The organism is Clostridium sp. (assembly GCF_030532265.1).
Taxonomy (GTDB): Bacteria; Bacillota; Clostridia; order Clostridiales; family Clostridiaceae; genus Clostridium.
Genome location: NZ_JAUNLM010000001.1, coordinates 1 through 14,748, shown reverse-complemented (window position 1 = coordinate 14,748; position 14,748 = coordinate 1). Strand labels below are relative to the sequence as shown.

At 24.9% G+C, this 14,748-nt stretch carries 18 protein-coding genes and 2 riboswitches; of the genes, 3 read left to right on the top strand and 15 right to left on the bottom strand.

Annotation, left to right across the window (positions count from 1 at the left end):
- Window positions 1-81 precede the first annotated feature (81 nt).
- A riboswitch (purine riboswitch) is annotated at window positions 82-183 on the bottom strand.
- Between the two features lie 40 nt (window positions 184-223).
- The 3 genes from Q4E08_RS00090 to Q4E08_RS00080 form a co-directional block, all read right to left on the bottom strand.
- Entirely contained in the window at window positions 224-640 is a 417-nt protein-coding gene (locus Q4E08_RS00090; RefSeq protein ID WP_303126882.1) for a DUF3592 domain-containing protein, read from the bottom strand.
- Between the two features lie 111 nt (window positions 641-751).
- A complete protein-coding gene (locus tag Q4E08_RS00085; protein WP_303126880.1) occupies window positions 752-1,633 on the bottom strand; it encodes an NAD-dependent epimerase/dehydratase family protein in 882 nt (293 codons plus the stop codon).
- 176 nt (window positions 1,634-1,809) lie between these two features.
- Window positions 1,810-2,046 carry a hypothetical protein gene (locus tag Q4E08_RS00080; protein WP_303126878.1) on the bottom strand — a complete coding sequence of 79 codons (237 nt, stop codon included), beginning with the start codon at window positions 2,044-2,046 and terminating at the stop codon, window positions 1,810-1,812.
- A gap of 166 nt (window positions 2,047-2,212) precedes the next feature.
- On the opposite strand from Q4E08_RS00080, the gene Q4E08_RS00075 reads away from it, so the two are divergent.
- Window positions 2,213-2,347 carry a hypothetical protein gene (locus tag Q4E08_RS00075; protein WP_303126876.1) on the top strand — a complete coding sequence of 45 codons (135 nt, stop codon included), beginning with the start codon at window positions 2,213-2,215 and terminating at the stop codon, window positions 2,345-2,347.
- Window positions 2,348-2,430: 83 nt separating this feature from the next.
- Here Q4E08_RS00075 and Q4E08_RS00070 read toward each other — a convergent pair whose 3' ends face one another.
- On the bottom strand, window positions 2,431-2,640 hold the full coding sequence (locus Q4E08_RS00070; protein ID WP_303126874.1) for a hypothetical protein: 210 nt from the start codon (window positions 2,638-2,640) through the stop codon (window positions 2,431-2,433).
- A 76-nt stretch (window positions 2,641-2,716) separates the two neighbouring features.
- Window positions 2,717-3,484: a peroxide stress protein YaaA gene (yaaA, locus tag Q4E08_RS00065; protein WP_303126872.1), complete on the bottom strand. Its 768-nt coding sequence runs from the start codon at window positions 3,482-3,484 to the stop codon at window positions 2,717-2,719.
- A gap of 243 nt (window positions 3,485-3,727) precedes the next feature.
- On the opposite strand from yaaA, the gene Q4E08_RS00060 reads away from it, so the two are divergent.
- Window positions 3,728-4,159 carry a hypothetical protein gene (locus Q4E08_RS00060; protein ID WP_303126870.1) on the top strand — a complete coding sequence of 144 codons (432 nt, stop codon included), beginning with the start codon at window positions 3,728-3,730 and terminating at the stop codon, window positions 4,157-4,159.
- A 47-nt stretch (window positions 4,160-4,206) separates the two neighbouring features.
- Here Q4E08_RS00060 and Q4E08_RS00055 read toward each other — a convergent pair whose 3' ends face one another.
- From Q4E08_RS00055 to Q4E08_RS00045, 3 genes are read right to left on the bottom strand one after another with little or no spacing between them, the layout of a single operon-like run.
- Window positions 4,207-5,112: an NAD(P)/FAD-dependent oxidoreductase gene (locus tag Q4E08_RS00055; RefSeq protein ID WP_303126868.1), complete on the bottom strand. Its 906-nt coding sequence runs from the start codon at window positions 5,110-5,112 to the stop codon at window positions 4,207-4,209.
- The gene (locus Q4E08_RS00050; RefSeq protein WP_303126866.1) at window positions 5,113-6,543 is read right to left on the bottom strand and encodes an NAD(P)/FAD-dependent oxidoreductase; all 1,431 of its coding nucleotides are present in this window, start codon (window positions 6,541-6,543) and stop codon (window positions 5,113-5,115) included. It abuts the gene before it with no gap.
- Window positions 6,544-6,567: 24 nt separating this feature from the next.
- The gene (locus Q4E08_RS00045; RefSeq protein ID WP_303126864.1) at window positions 6,568-7,389 is read right to left on the bottom strand and encodes a Cof-type HAD-IIB family hydrolase; all 822 of its coding nucleotides are present in this window, start codon (window positions 7,387-7,389) and stop codon (window positions 6,568-6,570) included.
- A gap of 288 nt (window positions 7,390-7,677) precedes the next feature.
- Between Q4E08_RS00045 and Q4E08_RS00040 the strand changes: the two genes are divergently transcribed.
- Window positions 7,678-8,487, top strand: coding sequence for a hypothetical protein (locus Q4E08_RS00040; protein ID WP_303126862.1), 810 nt, complete (start codon window positions 7,678-7,680; stop codon window positions 8,485-8,487).
- An 89-nt stretch (window positions 8,488-8,576) separates the two neighbouring features.
- Here the strand turns inward: Q4E08_RS00040 and thiE are convergent, their stop codons facing one another.
- From thiE to Q4E08_RS00005, 7 genes are all read right to left on the bottom strand, one after another.
- The gene (gene thiE / locus Q4E08_RS00035; protein WP_303126860.1) at window positions 8,577-9,197 is read right to left on the bottom strand and encodes a thiamine phosphate synthase; all 621 of its coding nucleotides are present in this window, start codon (window positions 9,195-9,197) and stop codon (window positions 8,577-8,579) included.
- Window positions 9,187-10,020 carry a hydroxyethylthiazole kinase gene (thiM, locus tag Q4E08_RS00030; RefSeq protein WP_303126858.1) on the bottom strand — a complete coding sequence of 278 codons (834 nt, stop codon included), beginning with the start codon at window positions 10,018-10,020 and terminating at the stop codon, window positions 9,187-9,189. The genes thiE and thiM overlap by 11 nt, the downstream gene beginning before the upstream one ends.
- The gene (cytX, locus tag Q4E08_RS00025) at window positions 9,999-11,201 is read right to left on the bottom strand and encodes a putative hydroxymethylpyrimidine transporter CytX (protein ID WP_303126856.1); all 1,203 of its coding nucleotides are present in this window, start codon (window positions 11,199-11,201) and stop codon (window positions 9,999-10,001) included. Before cytX ends, thiM begins: the two co-directional genes overlap by 22 nt.
- A complete protein-coding gene (gene thiD, locus Q4E08_RS00020) occupies window positions 11,194-12,021 on the bottom strand; it encodes a bifunctional hydroxymethylpyrimidine kinase/phosphomethylpyrimidine kinase (RefSeq protein WP_303126854.1) in 828 nt (275 codons plus the stop codon). Before thiD ends, cytX begins: the two co-directional genes overlap by 8 nt.
- A gap of 107 nt (window positions 12,022-12,128) precedes the next feature.
- Window positions 12,129-12,244: riboswitch (TPP riboswitch) on the bottom strand.
- Between the two features lie 58 nt (window positions 12,245-12,302).
- Window positions 12,303-13,061 (bottom strand): acyl-CoA dehydratase activase, encoded by a 759-nt coding sequence (locus Q4E08_RS00015; RefSeq protein WP_303126852.1) that lies wholly within the window; start codon window positions 13,059-13,061, stop codon window positions 12,303-12,305.
- Between the two features lie 7 nt (window positions 13,062-13,068).
- On the bottom strand, window positions 13,069-14,220 hold the full coding sequence (locus Q4E08_RS00010; protein ID WP_303126850.1) for a double-cubane-cluster-containing anaerobic reductase: 1,152 nt from the start codon (window positions 14,218-14,220) through the stop codon (window positions 13,069-13,071).
- A gap of 166 nt (window positions 14,221-14,386) precedes the next feature.
- Window positions 14,387-14,722 (bottom strand): hypothetical protein, encoded by a 336-nt coding sequence (locus tag Q4E08_RS00005; RefSeq protein WP_303126848.1) that lies wholly within the window; start codon window positions 14,720-14,722, stop codon window positions 14,387-14,389.
- Between the last annotated feature and the right edge of the window lie 26 nt (window positions 14,723-14,748).

Genomic DNA, 14,748 nt, shown 5'->3' with positions numbered 1-14,748 from the left:
TTCCTCCTTTTAGTTTATCTTTTTTTGACAATAAAAAAACTAGCTAGGCTTAAAGAGATAAACCAATGCTAGTTAAGATAAACTTCATTAAGATTTACTCATAGTGAAAAGATTACTGGTCTTTTCGTAGAAACTTCTGAACCCTATTATCAGATTTATATGAGTTTTCATATTTTTTTCTAATTATACATAAATTTTATCTACTAATCAATGTTAATATTTTCTAAACAATATATAATGTAAAAGCAAATGAAAGAAATAGTATAGACAAAATAGCAACTATTAATGGTATTTTAAAAAACTCCATTTTTTCATCAACATAAAAATCATTTTTATTTTTTTTATTACAAACTATAATAATATCTTCTCCTAAAATATAATCTCTTGTACTTCCTGGATTATTATGAACAAATACTATCTCTTCCCCATCTTTTGCTGTAAATCTTATAATAGGCTTATATAAAGTTATAAAATTCACTTGATTAAATTCATCTATAATTGCCTCATCTATTTTTTTTATATCTATTATTTTTCCTACAATCCTGTCTCCATTTTTGTAAACGTTATACTTAAACATAAAAATAATAATAGCTATAATCGCTAATAAAATACCAATAAACAATAGTACATATACTTCCATTAAGTTCCCCCCTTAAGCAAATATATAATACGGCTTAATATAATATATGATTACTATTATTTTTGGTGAAAAATATATTAAAATTAAAAGAGCTAATATTTTATTAGCCCTTTAATTATATAAATGATTATATTCTTTTATAATATCTTTTATTTCAGAATGAATATTTTTAAATCTGTATCCACCAAGTTCCATAATATTTTTAATATTAACTGTAAGTCCTAAATATTTATTATAAGGTGATGTATCTAAAACATCTTCTTTACTGTTTATTAAAGCTTTAGTTTCAACTTCCTCTTCAATACATTCAATAATTTCTCTTAAGTTTACCTCTCCACTGCATGCCGCATTTATTGATCCATGTATATCTTTATCATAAAGCCATGCTAAAAATATTCCTGCTTCACTTTGAGTTATTAAGTTCATTTTTTTATTTATTTTTGTTGAATATATTTTTTCTTTATTTTTTACTTCTAAAAAATATTTAAGTAGTCTTTTTGTGTAATCGTCTTTACCTATAACTACAGGAAACCTAACTGATATTACTGGAAAGTTTGCATTTTGATACATATAAGCTTCCATTTGTCTTTTTCCTTCAGCATATGAAAAATCATCTTTTTCTCCCATTATTACCTTATAACTTTTAGGATTAAAATCTCTTTCTTTTAGCATATAACCTTTTCCATAAACTGCTACTGAAGATATAACTATATATTTATTAGTTTTTCCATCTAAAGCATTACAAATTCTTGAAGCATCATTTGAGCTATATGATATAGTATCATATACAACATCATAAAACTTTCCTTCCAAAGCTTTATTTAAATCATTTACATTTTCCTTATCAACAATTAATCTTTTAACTTTATCACCAAAGTCGTCACTATTTTTTCCCCTAGTTGCTATTGTTATATCGTGTCCATTAATTATAAGTTCTTTTACAAGTTCCTTGCCTAAAAATTTTGTCCCACCAAAAACTAATATTCTCCCCATAAAAATTATCCTTTCATACTTAATATAACAATAATTATCTTATATAATTATATGATAACACATTTGTATATATTATCAAATTTTGAAATATATACAAATAGCACTATTATTCAATTAATTATATTTATAAGAAATATTATTAATAAATAAAATAGTGCTACCTTTTTAAAATTATGTTATATTCCAATTATAAATCTTATTGATATTATAAAACTTATAAATATTACAAAAGGGACTAAAATTACAGATATAAGCATGTACCTACTTCCCTTTTTATTAATTTCTCTAATCTTTTCATCATTAGTTTCTTTCTTTGAAATACTAAAGGTTTTAATAGCTTTAATAAAAAATATTATCATTGCAATAATTAAAATTGCATCTAACACTCCAAATCCTAACATTGAAATTAACATTTTATATCACTTCCTTTTTACTATATATAAAGTGCTACTATATAAATAGTATCATATTTTTAATCCTTATTTTATATATAATTTCTTAAATATATAGTTAATTGTTTTTTGTTGTTGTAAAATATATACTATGAAAATATCTTTTTAAATTTTTAGGAGGTTTAATATGAATCCAGTATTTTATTTTATAATTGCAATTCCACTAATATTTGTAATTATATTATTAGTATATAATATAAAAAGAATAAAAAAATCTAGAGATGAAGCATTAAATAACAAAAAAAATAATTTTAATAAATAAATTTACATAATTATATTATAAAAGCTAAATAATAGACTCTAATTTACAGTTTATTATTTAGCTCTTATTTTTAATATATTAATTTAAAAGGCTCTAAATATCATTATTCCAGTTAAAATTAAACTTACTGGAACTAATGCTATTGATATCATCATATATTTCTTTGCTTTTTTTCCTTCAGTTTCTAAATCACCATCATTTTCAACTGCTTTTTTAAATATACTTGAAGCTTTAAAAAACAATAATAACATTACTATTATAGTAATTATGTTAACTACAATTAAATACTGCACAAAAAAATCCTCCTTTGTTTTTAAAAAGATATTTCTATTTTAACACATTTATTAATCATTTAAAGTCCTTTTTATTTTATCCAATAGTAAAAACTAATTCTGAGTCATTACTTAAATCTTCTCTGTAAATATAACCTTCTTCATTAAACTTTTTTAAACCTTCTATATCTTCTATTTTGTTTTTCATTATATAAGTTGTCATTAACCCCCTTGCTCTTTTAGCATGTACAGTTACAACTTTATATTTACCATTTTTAAATTCTTTAAATATAGGAGTTATAATTTTTATTTTGTCCATTTTATTAATTTTAGCTGATTTTGAATATTCATTTGATGCTAAATTAACTAATATATCACTTTCTGTATTTTTTATATCATTTATTAGCATGTCCTTTATTTTATCTCCCCAATAGGAATATAAAGACTTATGCTTACAAATATTAAGCTTAGTTCCCATTTCTAATCTGTAAGTATATATTTTATCTAAAGGTCTTAAAACTCCATAAAGTCCTGATAAAACTCTTAAATGATTATTTGCATATTCTAAATCTTCTTTTGAATAACTTTCAATATTAAGCCCTCTAAATGCTTCTCCATCAAATCCTAAAATACATGGAAATAATTCTTCTTCATTGTTTATATCAAATTTATGTATTTTTAAAAATGTATCATCTGTAAGCTTCTCTGATATTTTCATAAGTGATGAAAGTTCATCAGGATTAAACTCTTTAAGTCTATTATTTAATTCTATTGATTCATTTTTAAAACGAATATCTGTTAAATTTATATTATAATCTAATTTTTTACTTTCTATCTTTTTAGCTGGTGATAAAATTACTAACATATTACCTCCTCTTTATTGCACTTCTTTATCTGCATTCTTAGTAGATTTCTTTATTATTAAATTCATTATAAAATAAAATGAAAGTTCAAACAATAATTCATATATTATTATAAAAGAAATTAATGAAAGGCTAATTTTAAAATTTATTATTTTATAAAAATATAACTAATAAATTTTCTCTTCTTTTGCTGTTTAACTTAAAATGTTATATACTAAAAATAAAATATTGAAAGGAACTATAAAATGAATAATTTAAAAGATATTTTAGGAATAGATTTAAATACAATTTCTATATTAGATATAGATGAAGAAATTCTTATAAAACTTAAAAATCATGATTATTACACACAAAGTAACTTTTACTTTTATCTTATAAATAAACTTAATGAACTTGAAGAAACAGATGACCTTATTTCTTTAGCTCATATAAACTTTTTAATTTCTTATTATGTTTATATAATTTTTAATCCTTTATTTTTTGAAGAAATCTCCTTTAAGCATGGAGTAAAGGCAATTAAACTTAATCCATGTTTAAAATATAAAGAATGGATTCTTCTATTTGCAACTAACGAAAAAAATCTTTTAAAACCTTATTATGCATTAACTTATTCTGAAGAAATACTTTCTGAAAATCCAAATAATGAACTTGCAAAATTTATAACATCAATGTTTTAAAAAAGGTATGCAAATTAATCTGCATACCTTAATTTATATTATAACTTTTATTTATTTTTTAAATACTTTAAAACTGAATTAATAGTTTTTGTTACATCTTCTAAAATCTCTTCAATTGAATTATAAATTTTAACTGAGTAACCTAATGCAAATACTCCATCACTTGATGTCATATTTGTTGAAGAAACTTCTGCACCCATTGTTTCTAAATTTAATTTTATTCCACTTCTCATACATAAAACAGGGTCACATATCATAGGATTTGCAACTATTAATGTGTCACAATTTATATACTTATCTCCTCTTCCATTACTTACTTTTATTTTTTGTAATCTTCCATTACCTTTAACTTCTTTTAAATCATATCCTAAATATAAATTTTTACTTAAAGATAAACTTTCATCACTTACTTTATCGCATATAACAGCCTTAATATTAACATTACTCTTCTTTAGCTTATTGTATATTTTATATAAATTGTTATTTCCATATATAACAACTTCTTTACCTGGAATTAATCCCATATTTAATATTTTTTCTGTCATTCCAACAGTTAAAATACCAGCTACTCTATCTCCTGTTACTTGTAAATTGTTTAAAGATGTTTCTTTTCCACCAGTTGCTATTACTATAGAATTAGCTTTTATTTTTTCAATTCCTCTTTCTTTACTTGTACAAACTATAATTTTATTATCTTCAATTTTCAAAACCATAGTTCCTAAGTAAGTATTTATATTTAAAGAATCAAATTCTTGAATTAATTTTTGCCTATATTCTTCTCCTGTAAAATAACTTCTTTCACTTAAATTATAATCACCAAAAGTTAATGCTCCACCTAAAATATCATCTTTTTCTATTAATAATATATTTTCTATTCCCATCTCTTTTGCAAATATTGCTGAGTTAAGTCCACTAGCTCCGCCACCTATAATTACTAAATCATAATGCTTCATCTATTGTACCTCCTTATATCCTAGAACTACTGATCCTTCTTTATCTTTAAAAACTTTATCAATATTTAAATCAAGTTCTTCTTTTATTAATTTCACTATTGGTATTAAACAACCAGTACCCTGGCATCCTCCCATAGTTACTCTTGTCCTTCTTTTAACTCCATCAACTGTAGTAGCTCCAAGAGGTCTATTTATTGCATCCCTAACTTCACCTTCTGTAATAAGCTCACATTTACAAATTATCTTTCCGTAACTTGGATTTTCCTTTATTAATTTATTTTTTTCTTCTAATGAAAGTTCATTAAACTTTATTATTCCTTTTCTCTTACTAATAAAATTTTCTTTTTCTTTTAAAGTAATTAATTTTTTAACTATATCTTTTACAAAAACACCTATAGCTGGTGCTGCAGTAAGTCCTGGTGAATCAATTCCTATAACATTTATAAAATTTTTAACATCCTTTGCTTCACCTATTATAAAATCATCTTCTATATGTGGTCTTATTCCAGCAAATGTTTTTATAACTTTTTTGAGAGGTAATTCTTTAATTACTTCTTTTCCTTTATTTAAAATTTCATCTAATCCTCTTATTGAAGTATCTAATGCTTCTTTATCACTAACTTTTTCTGAATTTGGTCCAACTAAAATATTTCCATCAACAGTTTTTGTAACTAAAACTCCTTTAGTAAAATGATTAGGAAGCCTAAATAAAGTCATATTAATCATATTGCCTATACCTTTATCAAATAATCCATATTCACCCTTAGCTCCATTTATTTTATATTTTTTAGAGCTTATCATATTATTTATTACATCTCCATAAAGTCCAGCTGCATTTATAACAATTTTACTTTTAATTTTTTCTCCGCCTTCAAGTAAAACTTCAAAAATATCATCTATTTTTTTAATATCAATAACCTTTGAATTTAACTTAAATTCAACTCCATTAACATTTGCATTTTCAGCTAATGCAATTACCATTTCATAAGGACTTACTATTCCTGAAGTTTTAGCATATAAAGCACCAAATACTTTATCTGATATATTTTTTTCCATTTCTAATACTTGTTCTTTATTAAGTATTTCAAGTCCTTTAACCCCTAAAGCCTCCCCTTTATTTTTAAGTTCTTTTAATTTATCTATATCATTTTCACTAAATGCTAAAACGAATGCTCCATTTCTCTTAAAAGGAAAATCTAAATCTAATGATAATTTATCAAACATTTCATTTCCTAAAACATTTAATTTTCCCTTTAATGTGTCTGTAGTTTCATTAAAGCCAGCATGAATAATACCACTATTTGCTTTTGATACACCTTCTGCTACATCACTATTTTTTTCAACTAATGTTATATCTAATTCATATTTTGAAAGTTCTCTTGCTATTGCTGAGCCTACAACTCCTCCACCTATAATAACTACATCCTTCATTTTAACAACTCCTTATCCTATATGTTATAACACAAATTTTTTAATAGCTTTAGCTACACCATCATTTACATTTGTATCTGTAATATAATCTGCTGATTCTTTAATTTTTTCTATTGCATTTCCCATAGCAACACCAACACCTGCATATTTAATCATAGATAAATCATTTTCACTATCTCCAATACACATAACTTCATCTTCTTTTAACCCTAAATATTTTGTAAGTGCTTCTACAGCTTCTCCTTTACTGCTTCCTTTTTTCATAATTTCAAAATTATCAGACCAAGATGATACAATTTCAATATCCATATTTAAATTTTCTAATTCTTTTCTTGCCTTTATTAATTCTTCAATATGATTTGCATCTACACAAACTCCTTTAAGAATTTGTCCATTATATTCTTCTATTGCCTTATTCATATCACTAACTACTAATAATTTGATTTTTTCATTCTCATTTAAAGTTTTATTTAAAACCTTATAAACATGATTTTCTGGAAGCTCATAATTTGAAATTATTCCAAAGTTTGTTGTAACATAAGCTTTTAAATTATATTTTTTTGTTACATTTAAAAATGCCTTTATATTTGAAATACTAAGAGGATTGTTATATATAACTTTATCTTTATATCCTATAAATGCTCCATTTGATGCTATTATTGGAGTATCTAATCCAATTTCTTTTGAGTAAAGCTTAGCACAATCATACATCCTACCTGTTGTTATAGCTACCTTTACACCTTTTTTTATGGCTTCTTTTATAGCTTTTTTATTTTCCTCTGAAACAACTTGTTGATCCTTTAAAAGTGTTCCATCCATATCTATACAAATTAATTTAATTGTCATGTCAAAATCCTTCTTTCTGCACTTACCTTTCTTTACCTTTATAATACACCTTTTTTCTGAATAAGTTAAATATTATTATTTAATATATTTAATAGGTAAATAATTATATATAAATTTAAAAACAATATTAAAGAAACTAAATATTTGTAATTATTACTTTTTATATTAAATAGAATAATTAAAAAAAATTATAAAAAATTAACTTTTTTATATAGATTTTTATTAGACTAAAATTTTTAAATTTAATATAATAATTTAAAACAAAAGATATATTTAGGGGGTTTTAAAATGATTGAAATATTTAAACTTAGTCTCCTATTATCATTATCTATAATCGGAGCTTTAATAATATTTGGATTTTTAATAGGTAAAATAGAAAGTAAAAGTAATGAACTTATTTATAGTAAACTTGGGAAATACGGGATTATAGGAACTGGAATTATAGGAACTACAATACATGAATTTAGTCATGCTCTTTTATGCAAAATATTTTTACATAAAATTACTGATATTAAATGGTTTTCCTTAAATATTGAAGATAGGGAACTTGGACATGTAAATCATACCTTTAATAAAAATAGTATTTATCAAAGAGTAGGTAATTTTTTTATTGGAGTAGCTCCAATATTAGTTGGCTCTATATTACTAACTTTATTTTATAAAATATTTCTAGACAATAGCTTTAATACAATTTTAGAAAATATAAATGTTAATAGTTACTTATATTTAGGTAACAACTTTAATTTAATTGATTTTTTTAGTCTTTTACTTAATCAATTTATATTATTTTTAAAATCAACTTTTACTATTAATAACTTATCATCAATTAGTTTTTGGATTTTTTTATTTATTGCTATATCAATTAGTACTCATATGTCTCTTAGTAAAGCTGACCTTAAAAACTCACTTGATGGTATAATATTTATTTTTATAATAAGTGTTGTTATTAGTATAGTTTTAGTAGTATTTAAAATTCCTGAAACTATTATATTAAATAGATTAATAGTATTTAATGTATTTTTAATAAGCTTTTTATCAATAGGAATTTTCTTTTCTCTTATAACACTTATAATTTCAAAAATCATATCACTTTTTTAAAATAATTTTTAAATTATAATTAGAAATAATCATTTTAAAATATATTTTTATAAAAAGAAGGAAAGACTTAAACCTTTCCTTCTTTTATATTATAATTTATTAAATAAATTTTTTGCTGAATTATAAATGTCATCCTTTCCTAATATATCTGAAATAACAGCAACTCCATCAATATTAGTTCCTTTTAATAAAGTTAAATTATCACTTTTTATTCCTCCAATTGCAACTACTGGTATAGAAACTTTATTTTTTATTTCTTTTAATTGTTCTATTGAAACATCATCTGCATCTTTTTTCGTATTTGTTTTAAATATAGCTCCAACTCCAATATAGTCTGCTCCATCTTTTTCTGCCTTTAAAGCTTCTTCTAATGTACTTGCTGAAATACCAATTATTTTATCACTGCCTAAAGTTTTTCTTGCAACACTACATGGCATATCATCTTGCCCTAGATGAACTCCATGACTATTTATAGCTAATGCTATATCAATTCTATCATTTATTATTAATGGTATATTATATTTATCTGTAACTTTTTTAATCTTTTTTGCTACATCATAAAATTCTAATGTTTTTATATTTTTTTCTCTAATTTGTACAACTGTAACTCCACCTTTTATTGCTTCTTCAACAGCTTTACATATATTTGTGTTTTTAAGTATATTTCTATCTGTTACAAGATAAAGCTTATAATCTATATTACTCTTCATTTAAAATCCCCATTTCCTTTATCATTTCTTCATTCATATTATATATTGCATCAATTATTTTAACTTTAAGGCTACCTGAACCTTCTAAATCTTTAAGGTTTTTAAATGCTATATCTCCTGCAATTCCCATAGTTAAAATTCCAAGTATTGTTCCAATTAAATTATTTTTTGTAGCTCCTAAATATGAACCAATTAATGATGTACACATACAACCTGTTCCTGTAATTTTTGACATAGCTTTATTTCCATTTTTTATTGTATATACTTTATTTCCATCAGAAATAACATCAATAGCTCCAGTTACTGCAACAACAGAACCTATTTCTTTTGAAAAACTTTTAACTATATCTTTTGTTATTTTAAAATCACTTGTTTTATCTGAAATTTCTTCTACAGAATCAACTCCTTTAGTTTTTGAATTAATTCCATATAAAGTTTTTATTTCTGATAAATTCCCTCTTATAACAGAAAACTTAACTTCTTTTAATAATTTCTTTGCAAACCCTGTTCTATAAGGTGTAGCTCCAGCTCCAACTGGGTCTAATACTATAGGAATATTTAATTCATTTGCTCTCTTACAAGCAATTAACATAGATTCTATAGTTCTGCTATTTAATGTTCCTATATTAATTACTAATGAAGATGCTATTGATACCATATCATATACTTCATTAATATCATCAGCCATAACAGGAGATGCACCTATTGCTAAAGTTACATTTGCACAATCATTTACTGTAACATAATTTGTTATATGATGAACAAGAGGACTACCCTCTCTTAAATTTTTTAATACTCCATTTATTTCTCTAAAATTCTCCATTTAAATACCCTCCCTGAAAATATAATATTTATAAATGCTGTTATAATCATAGCTGGTAAAGTTGATCCAATAATAAAATCTAATTTTATAAATATGTAATAAATAATTATTCCAATTACCCATACAATAATTGATTTAATATTTATAAGAACATTTTTTTCAAGTCTCCTCTTAAGTAAAAAATAATCAGAAATTAAAATTGCAAATAAAGGTGCAAAAACTGAACCTATTGCATACAAGAAGCCTTCATAGTTTTCCATTTGAACTAATAGTGCTACTATAGTTCCTATAATAGTCATAATAAGTCCAATTTTTCTTTCATTTAGTTTTGGCATTATATTTAAAAATGATATACCTGCTGAATATATATCTAGAAATGTAGTTGTTACCGTTGATAACACTATAATGCCAAGTGCTATAATTCCTAAATTAGAAGCAAGCATTATGTAAGATGGGTCTGAGCTATTTGAAACTATTGAAGCTCCAAGACCTATTATAAACATCCATGAACTGCCTAAAAAATAACCTATAAAACTTCCAAATACAGCACTTTTTCCGTTCTTTGCAAATCTTGTATAATCTGCAATAAGAGGAAGCCATGAAAGAGGCATAACTATATTTAATTCCAAAGCTTGTCCTATAGATATTTCACCATCAAAAGTTTTTGAAAATACCGCTCCATCTTTAAATATTATAAAACCAAGCACTAAAGTTAAAATAAATAATAAACTTACAGCTATAACATTTAAATTTTTCATACCATCTCTACCAAACCATATCCATATACCAGTTAAAATAGAAATTAAAATAATACAAATAAATAAATTATCAAATCCCCAAATACTTTTTGTTATTAATTGAACTGATGTAGCAGCGGCTCTTATCATAACGGCTGTCCATCCAATAAGCTGAAGTACATTTAATATAGAAAATAAATAAGTTCCATATTTTCCAAAGGATATTCTTGTTGATGTTATAGCAGGTACACCTTCTTTAAATCCTATAAACCCACCAAGAACTAATATTATAGTTCCAATTAAATGTCCAACAATTATCACTTCTAATCCTTTTGTAAATCCAAGAGGGGCAAGTAAACCTCCTGTTAATATTTCAGCTATTGAAATAGCTGCTCCAAACCATAAAAAAGATAATGTAAAAAATCCAAATTTCTTGTTATTCATTTATTAACCCTGCCTTTTTATATAATTCATAAAAATGATTTGTTGGTCCAACACCATGTCCTATATCTAGGGAATGAATAATAGCTGTTGTTATATAATCCTTTGACCTTTTAATAGCTTCTTCAATACTAAAGCCTAAAGCTAAATTTGAGGCTATTGCAGATGATATAGTACAGCCTGTTCCATGAGTGTTTTTTGTATTTATTTTTTCTGCATAAAACTTATATATGTTTTCTCCATCATATAAAATATCAACAGCTTTATCTCCTTCCATATGTCCACCCTTTAAAAATACATTTTTACAACCAAGTTTATAAATTTCTTTAGCAGCAAGCTCCATATCTTCAACTGTTTTTATTTCTACCTTTTCTGAATTTACTTCACTTATTATTTCTAAAGCTTCTGGTAAATTTGGAGTAATTACATAAGCTAAAGGAATAAGCTCTTTAATTAATGCACTTTTTGATTCTGGCTTTAATAAAGAATAACCACTCTTTGATATCATTACTGGGTCTAAAACTAAATTTTTAGGTTTATATTTTTTTAATTTCTCACTTATTATGTTAATTGTAGAAATTTTTGATACCATACCAATTTTTACCGCATCAACATTAATATCCTCAAAAATTGCATCAATTTGAGCTCCAATAATTTCTTCATCAATATCTTGTACTTTAAATACTCCCATAGTATTTTGAGCAGTTATAGCAGTTATTACGCTCATTCCATAAACTCCATTTGCACTAAAGGTTTTTAAATCAGCTTGTATTCCTGCTCCTCCACAGCTATCTGATCCTGCAATAGTTAAAACATTTTTCACATTTAACACCTATCCTTCTACTAATTTTATAGAAGATTTTTTAAATATATTTAAAATAAAAAAGGTACAAGCAGAAAACGCTTGTACCTCAATATACAAAAATACTTAAAATATATTCAAACATCTTCCTACGCTGGTATTATCCATCTCAGGTTCATAGGGTCAGAAAATTTTAAGGTTTTCAATCTCAGCTGGCCAAATCCCAGCCCCCCTGTGTCTTAAATTATTTAATTTTTACAGGTTAATTTTAGCACTATATAAAATTTTATTCAATATTTTTATTAGTTTATTTTTTGCCATCCAATTACAGCAGCTCCAATTGCACCTACAAATTGACTTAATTTATGAGTGTATACATTTTTATTTAAGTAACTTTCTATTGTATCTTTAAATATTTTTGAGTTAGCAAGTCCACCGCTAAAAAATATATCACCTTCTAAATTTAATCTATTTGCAAAATTAGCTGTTCTTTTACTAATTGAATGAACAACTCCAAGAGCAATATCTCCTCTATCAACATCATTTGCTAGAAGACTTATTATTTCACTTTCTGCAAATACAGTGCACATACTTGATATATTTACAGGTGTCTTATTCGTTACAAATTCATCAATATTATTAATATCTTCTTCTAGTATTCTCATCATAACATCTATAAATCTTCCTGTTCCAGCTGCACATTTATCATTCATTAAGAAGTCTACAACATTTAATGACTTATCAAGTAAAATAGCCTTTGAATCTTGTCCACCAATATCTATTACAGCTCTTATGTTAGGATTTAAAAAAGCAGCTCCCCTTGCATGACAAGTTATTTCAGTAACCTGCTTGTTTGCCTCTTTTAAAAGCTTTCTTCCATATCCAGTTGTAACTACATATTTAACTTTGTCACTATAAAGCTTATTAAATACTTTATAAATACTTTCTTTTGGCTTAGCTGCAGTTTTTATTATTAAAGTTTCAACTATTTTATTTCCATCAAATAAAACTCCCTTTGTTGTTGTGGAGCCTGAATCTATTCCTAAAGTATATCTTTCCATAAAACTCCTAAAGCATTTCAATAAATGCAGCCATTCTAGTATTTAATTGTCCAATATCTGATGATGAGAAATCAGTTTCCACACTCATATAAGGCTTTTTCTTTTCATCATTTACAAATCTCTTAATTGATAAAGTTTCAACATTGTATGTATGACAAGCTGTTAATATTACATCAACAACAGCATCAACTTTATATTCATCTATCATTTTATCTAAAAGCTTAATTCTATTTGGATTAGGAGTCATACATGAACATCCAATAGATAAATATTTACGAGCTAATGCATCATAAACATCTGGATTTTCTTCATCTACTAAGTCTTCAACTGCTTTTGCTCCACTACAATTTTCAAGTGCAACAACATATCCTCCATTATCTTCAATAGCTTTAATTACTTTTTCAGTAGCTCCTCCAATTGGACATCCTGTAATTAAAATACGTGGCTTTTTATCATACTTCTTCTCTTTTTCATATTCAGAATTAATTTTTTCTATTAATTCATCCATTTGTGCTGGTATTTTTTCTCTTTCAAAACTAAAAGTAGTTCCATTTAATACTTTAAATATATCTTGTCCAAGTAATGGAACTGGGTCTTTTTTACCTAGTTCATAAAACCTCTTTAAAGCTTTTCTTTCTTCATTTTTTATTTTTATAGCTCCCTTAATGTCTTCTTCTGTAATTTTAACATCAAACATTTCTTCAAGTTTTTCTTTAAGTTTTATTATTTCATTTTTCCATAAGCTTAATCCATCTTCTGTTTGTGAATTTGGCAGTTGCATAACATGTACAGGCTTAAATTCACTTAAATATTCATACATTTTTTTCTTTCCATCACATGTTGTTTCTCCAACTACTAAATCTGAAAAATAAAAATAAGGACACTTATCAGTTTTTCCAAAACCATAACTTGATTTAATTAAAGGACAAAGATTACGTGGTAAATCTTTTTCAGCATCTGGTATTGTTTCATCAGAGCTTGCACAAAGTGAAACTGTTGCTGCTCCCATAGCTAAAGCAAGTTCTTGTGGAAAATAAGTACAAAATACTCCTATTAAAGGTATATCCTTATCCTTTAACTCTTTTGCTTTAATAAAGCCATTTCTTCTTACTTCTCCAAATTCATTAAATACTTCTGGTAATTCTTTTTGTAAATCCATAAATTCTAAACTCCCCTTATAACGCCAATTTATAACGTCTTTTTATTTGTTAACGTATACATTTATATAATATCATAAATTCTTAAACTATAAATTTTTTCCATGTTAATTTTATGTAAACTAAATAAAAGACTTTAGTTTAAACTAAAGTCTTTCTTTTTTATATTTATTCATATCCTAATAATACTCTCATTCCAAAAAGGTCCCCGTAAATAGCTGTTCCTTTTATTATCTTTTTATTTTTGCAAGAAATATTTTTATAAGCTCTATAAGCTTGTAATTCAGATTCATATGCAACTATTGCCTCATACTCTTCATTTTCTTCACTTCCTATTACTATAAAGCTGTTTCTAACCTTTTCTTTAGGTAAATCTTGTTCAAAATCTATCTCTTCAAAGTAATCATCATTATTATTCATCTTAATATTATTTATTAAAGTTTCTCTTTTATAATCTTCTCTAACTTCTAATGTAATAACATTTCCAACAGTTCCTCTAAACATACTCCCTTCCCCCTTATATAAAATTT

What these genes read in the sequence shown, in the direction of transcription:
- Q4E08_RS00040 (WP_303126862.1), top strand. Translation starts at nt 7,678, where the DNA reads ATGATTGAAATATTTAAACTTAGTCTCCTATTATCATTATCTATAATC.
- Q4E08_RS00085 (WP_303126880.1), bottom strand. Translation starts at nt 1,633, where the DNA reads ATGGGGAGAATATTAGTTTTTGGTGGGACAAAATTTTTAGGCAAGGAA.
- Q4E08_RS00005 (WP_303126848.1), bottom strand. Translation starts at nt 14,722, where the DNA reads ATGTTTAGAGGAACTGTTGGAAATGTTATTACATTAGAAGTTAGAGAA.
- Q4E08_RS00050 (WP_303126866.1), bottom strand. Translation starts at nt 6,543, where the DNA reads ATGAAGGATGTAGTTATTATAGGTGGAGGAGTTGTAGGCTCAGCAATA.
- Q4E08_RS00075 (WP_303126876.1), top strand. Translation starts at nt 2,213, where the DNA reads ATGAATCCAGTATTTTATTTTATAATTGCAATTCCACTAATATTTGTA.
- Q4E08_RS00045 (WP_303126864.1), bottom strand. Translation starts at nt 7,389, where the DNA reads ATGACAATTAAATTAATTTGTATAGATATGGATGGAACACTTTTAAAG.
- Q4E08_RS00080 (WP_303126878.1), bottom strand. Translation starts at nt 2,046, where the DNA reads ATGTTAATTTCAATGTTAGGATTTGGAGTGTTAGATGCAATTTTAATT.
- Q4E08_RS00055 (WP_303126868.1), bottom strand. Translation starts at nt 5,112, where the DNA reads ATGAAGCATTATGATTTAGTAATTATAGGTGGCGGAGCTAGTGGACTT.
- yaaA (WP_303126872.1), bottom strand. Translation starts at nt 3,484, where the DNA reads ATGTTAGTAATTTTATCACCAGCTAAAAAGATAGAAAGTAAAAAATTA.
- Q4E08_RS00060 (WP_303126870.1), top strand. Translation starts at nt 3,728, where the DNA reads ATGAATAATTTAAAAGATATTTTAGGAATAGATTTAAATACAATTTCT.
- Q4E08_RS00015 (WP_303126852.1), bottom strand. Translation starts at nt 13,061, where the DNA reads ATGGAAAGATATACTTTAGGAATAGATTCAGGCTCCACAACAACAAAG.
- thiM (WP_303126858.1), bottom strand. Translation starts at nt 10,020, where the DNA reads ATGGAGAATTTTAGAGAAATAAATGGAGTATTAAAAAATTTAAGAGAG.
- thiE (WP_303126860.1), bottom strand. Translation starts at nt 9,197, where the DNA reads ATGAAGAGTAATATAGATTATAAGCTTTATCTTGTAACAGATAGAAAT.
- Q4E08_RS00010 (WP_303126850.1), bottom strand. Translation starts at nt 14,220, where the DNA reads ATGGATTTACAAAAAGAATTACCAGAAGTATTTAATGAATTTGGAGAA.
- Q4E08_RS00090 (WP_303126882.1), bottom strand. Translation starts at nt 640, where the DNA reads ATGGAAGTATATGTACTATTGTTTATTGGTATTTTATTAGCGATTATA.
- cytX (WP_303126856.1), bottom strand. Translation starts at nt 11,201, where the DNA reads ATGAATAACAAGAAATTTGGATTTTTTACATTATCTTTTTTATGGTTT.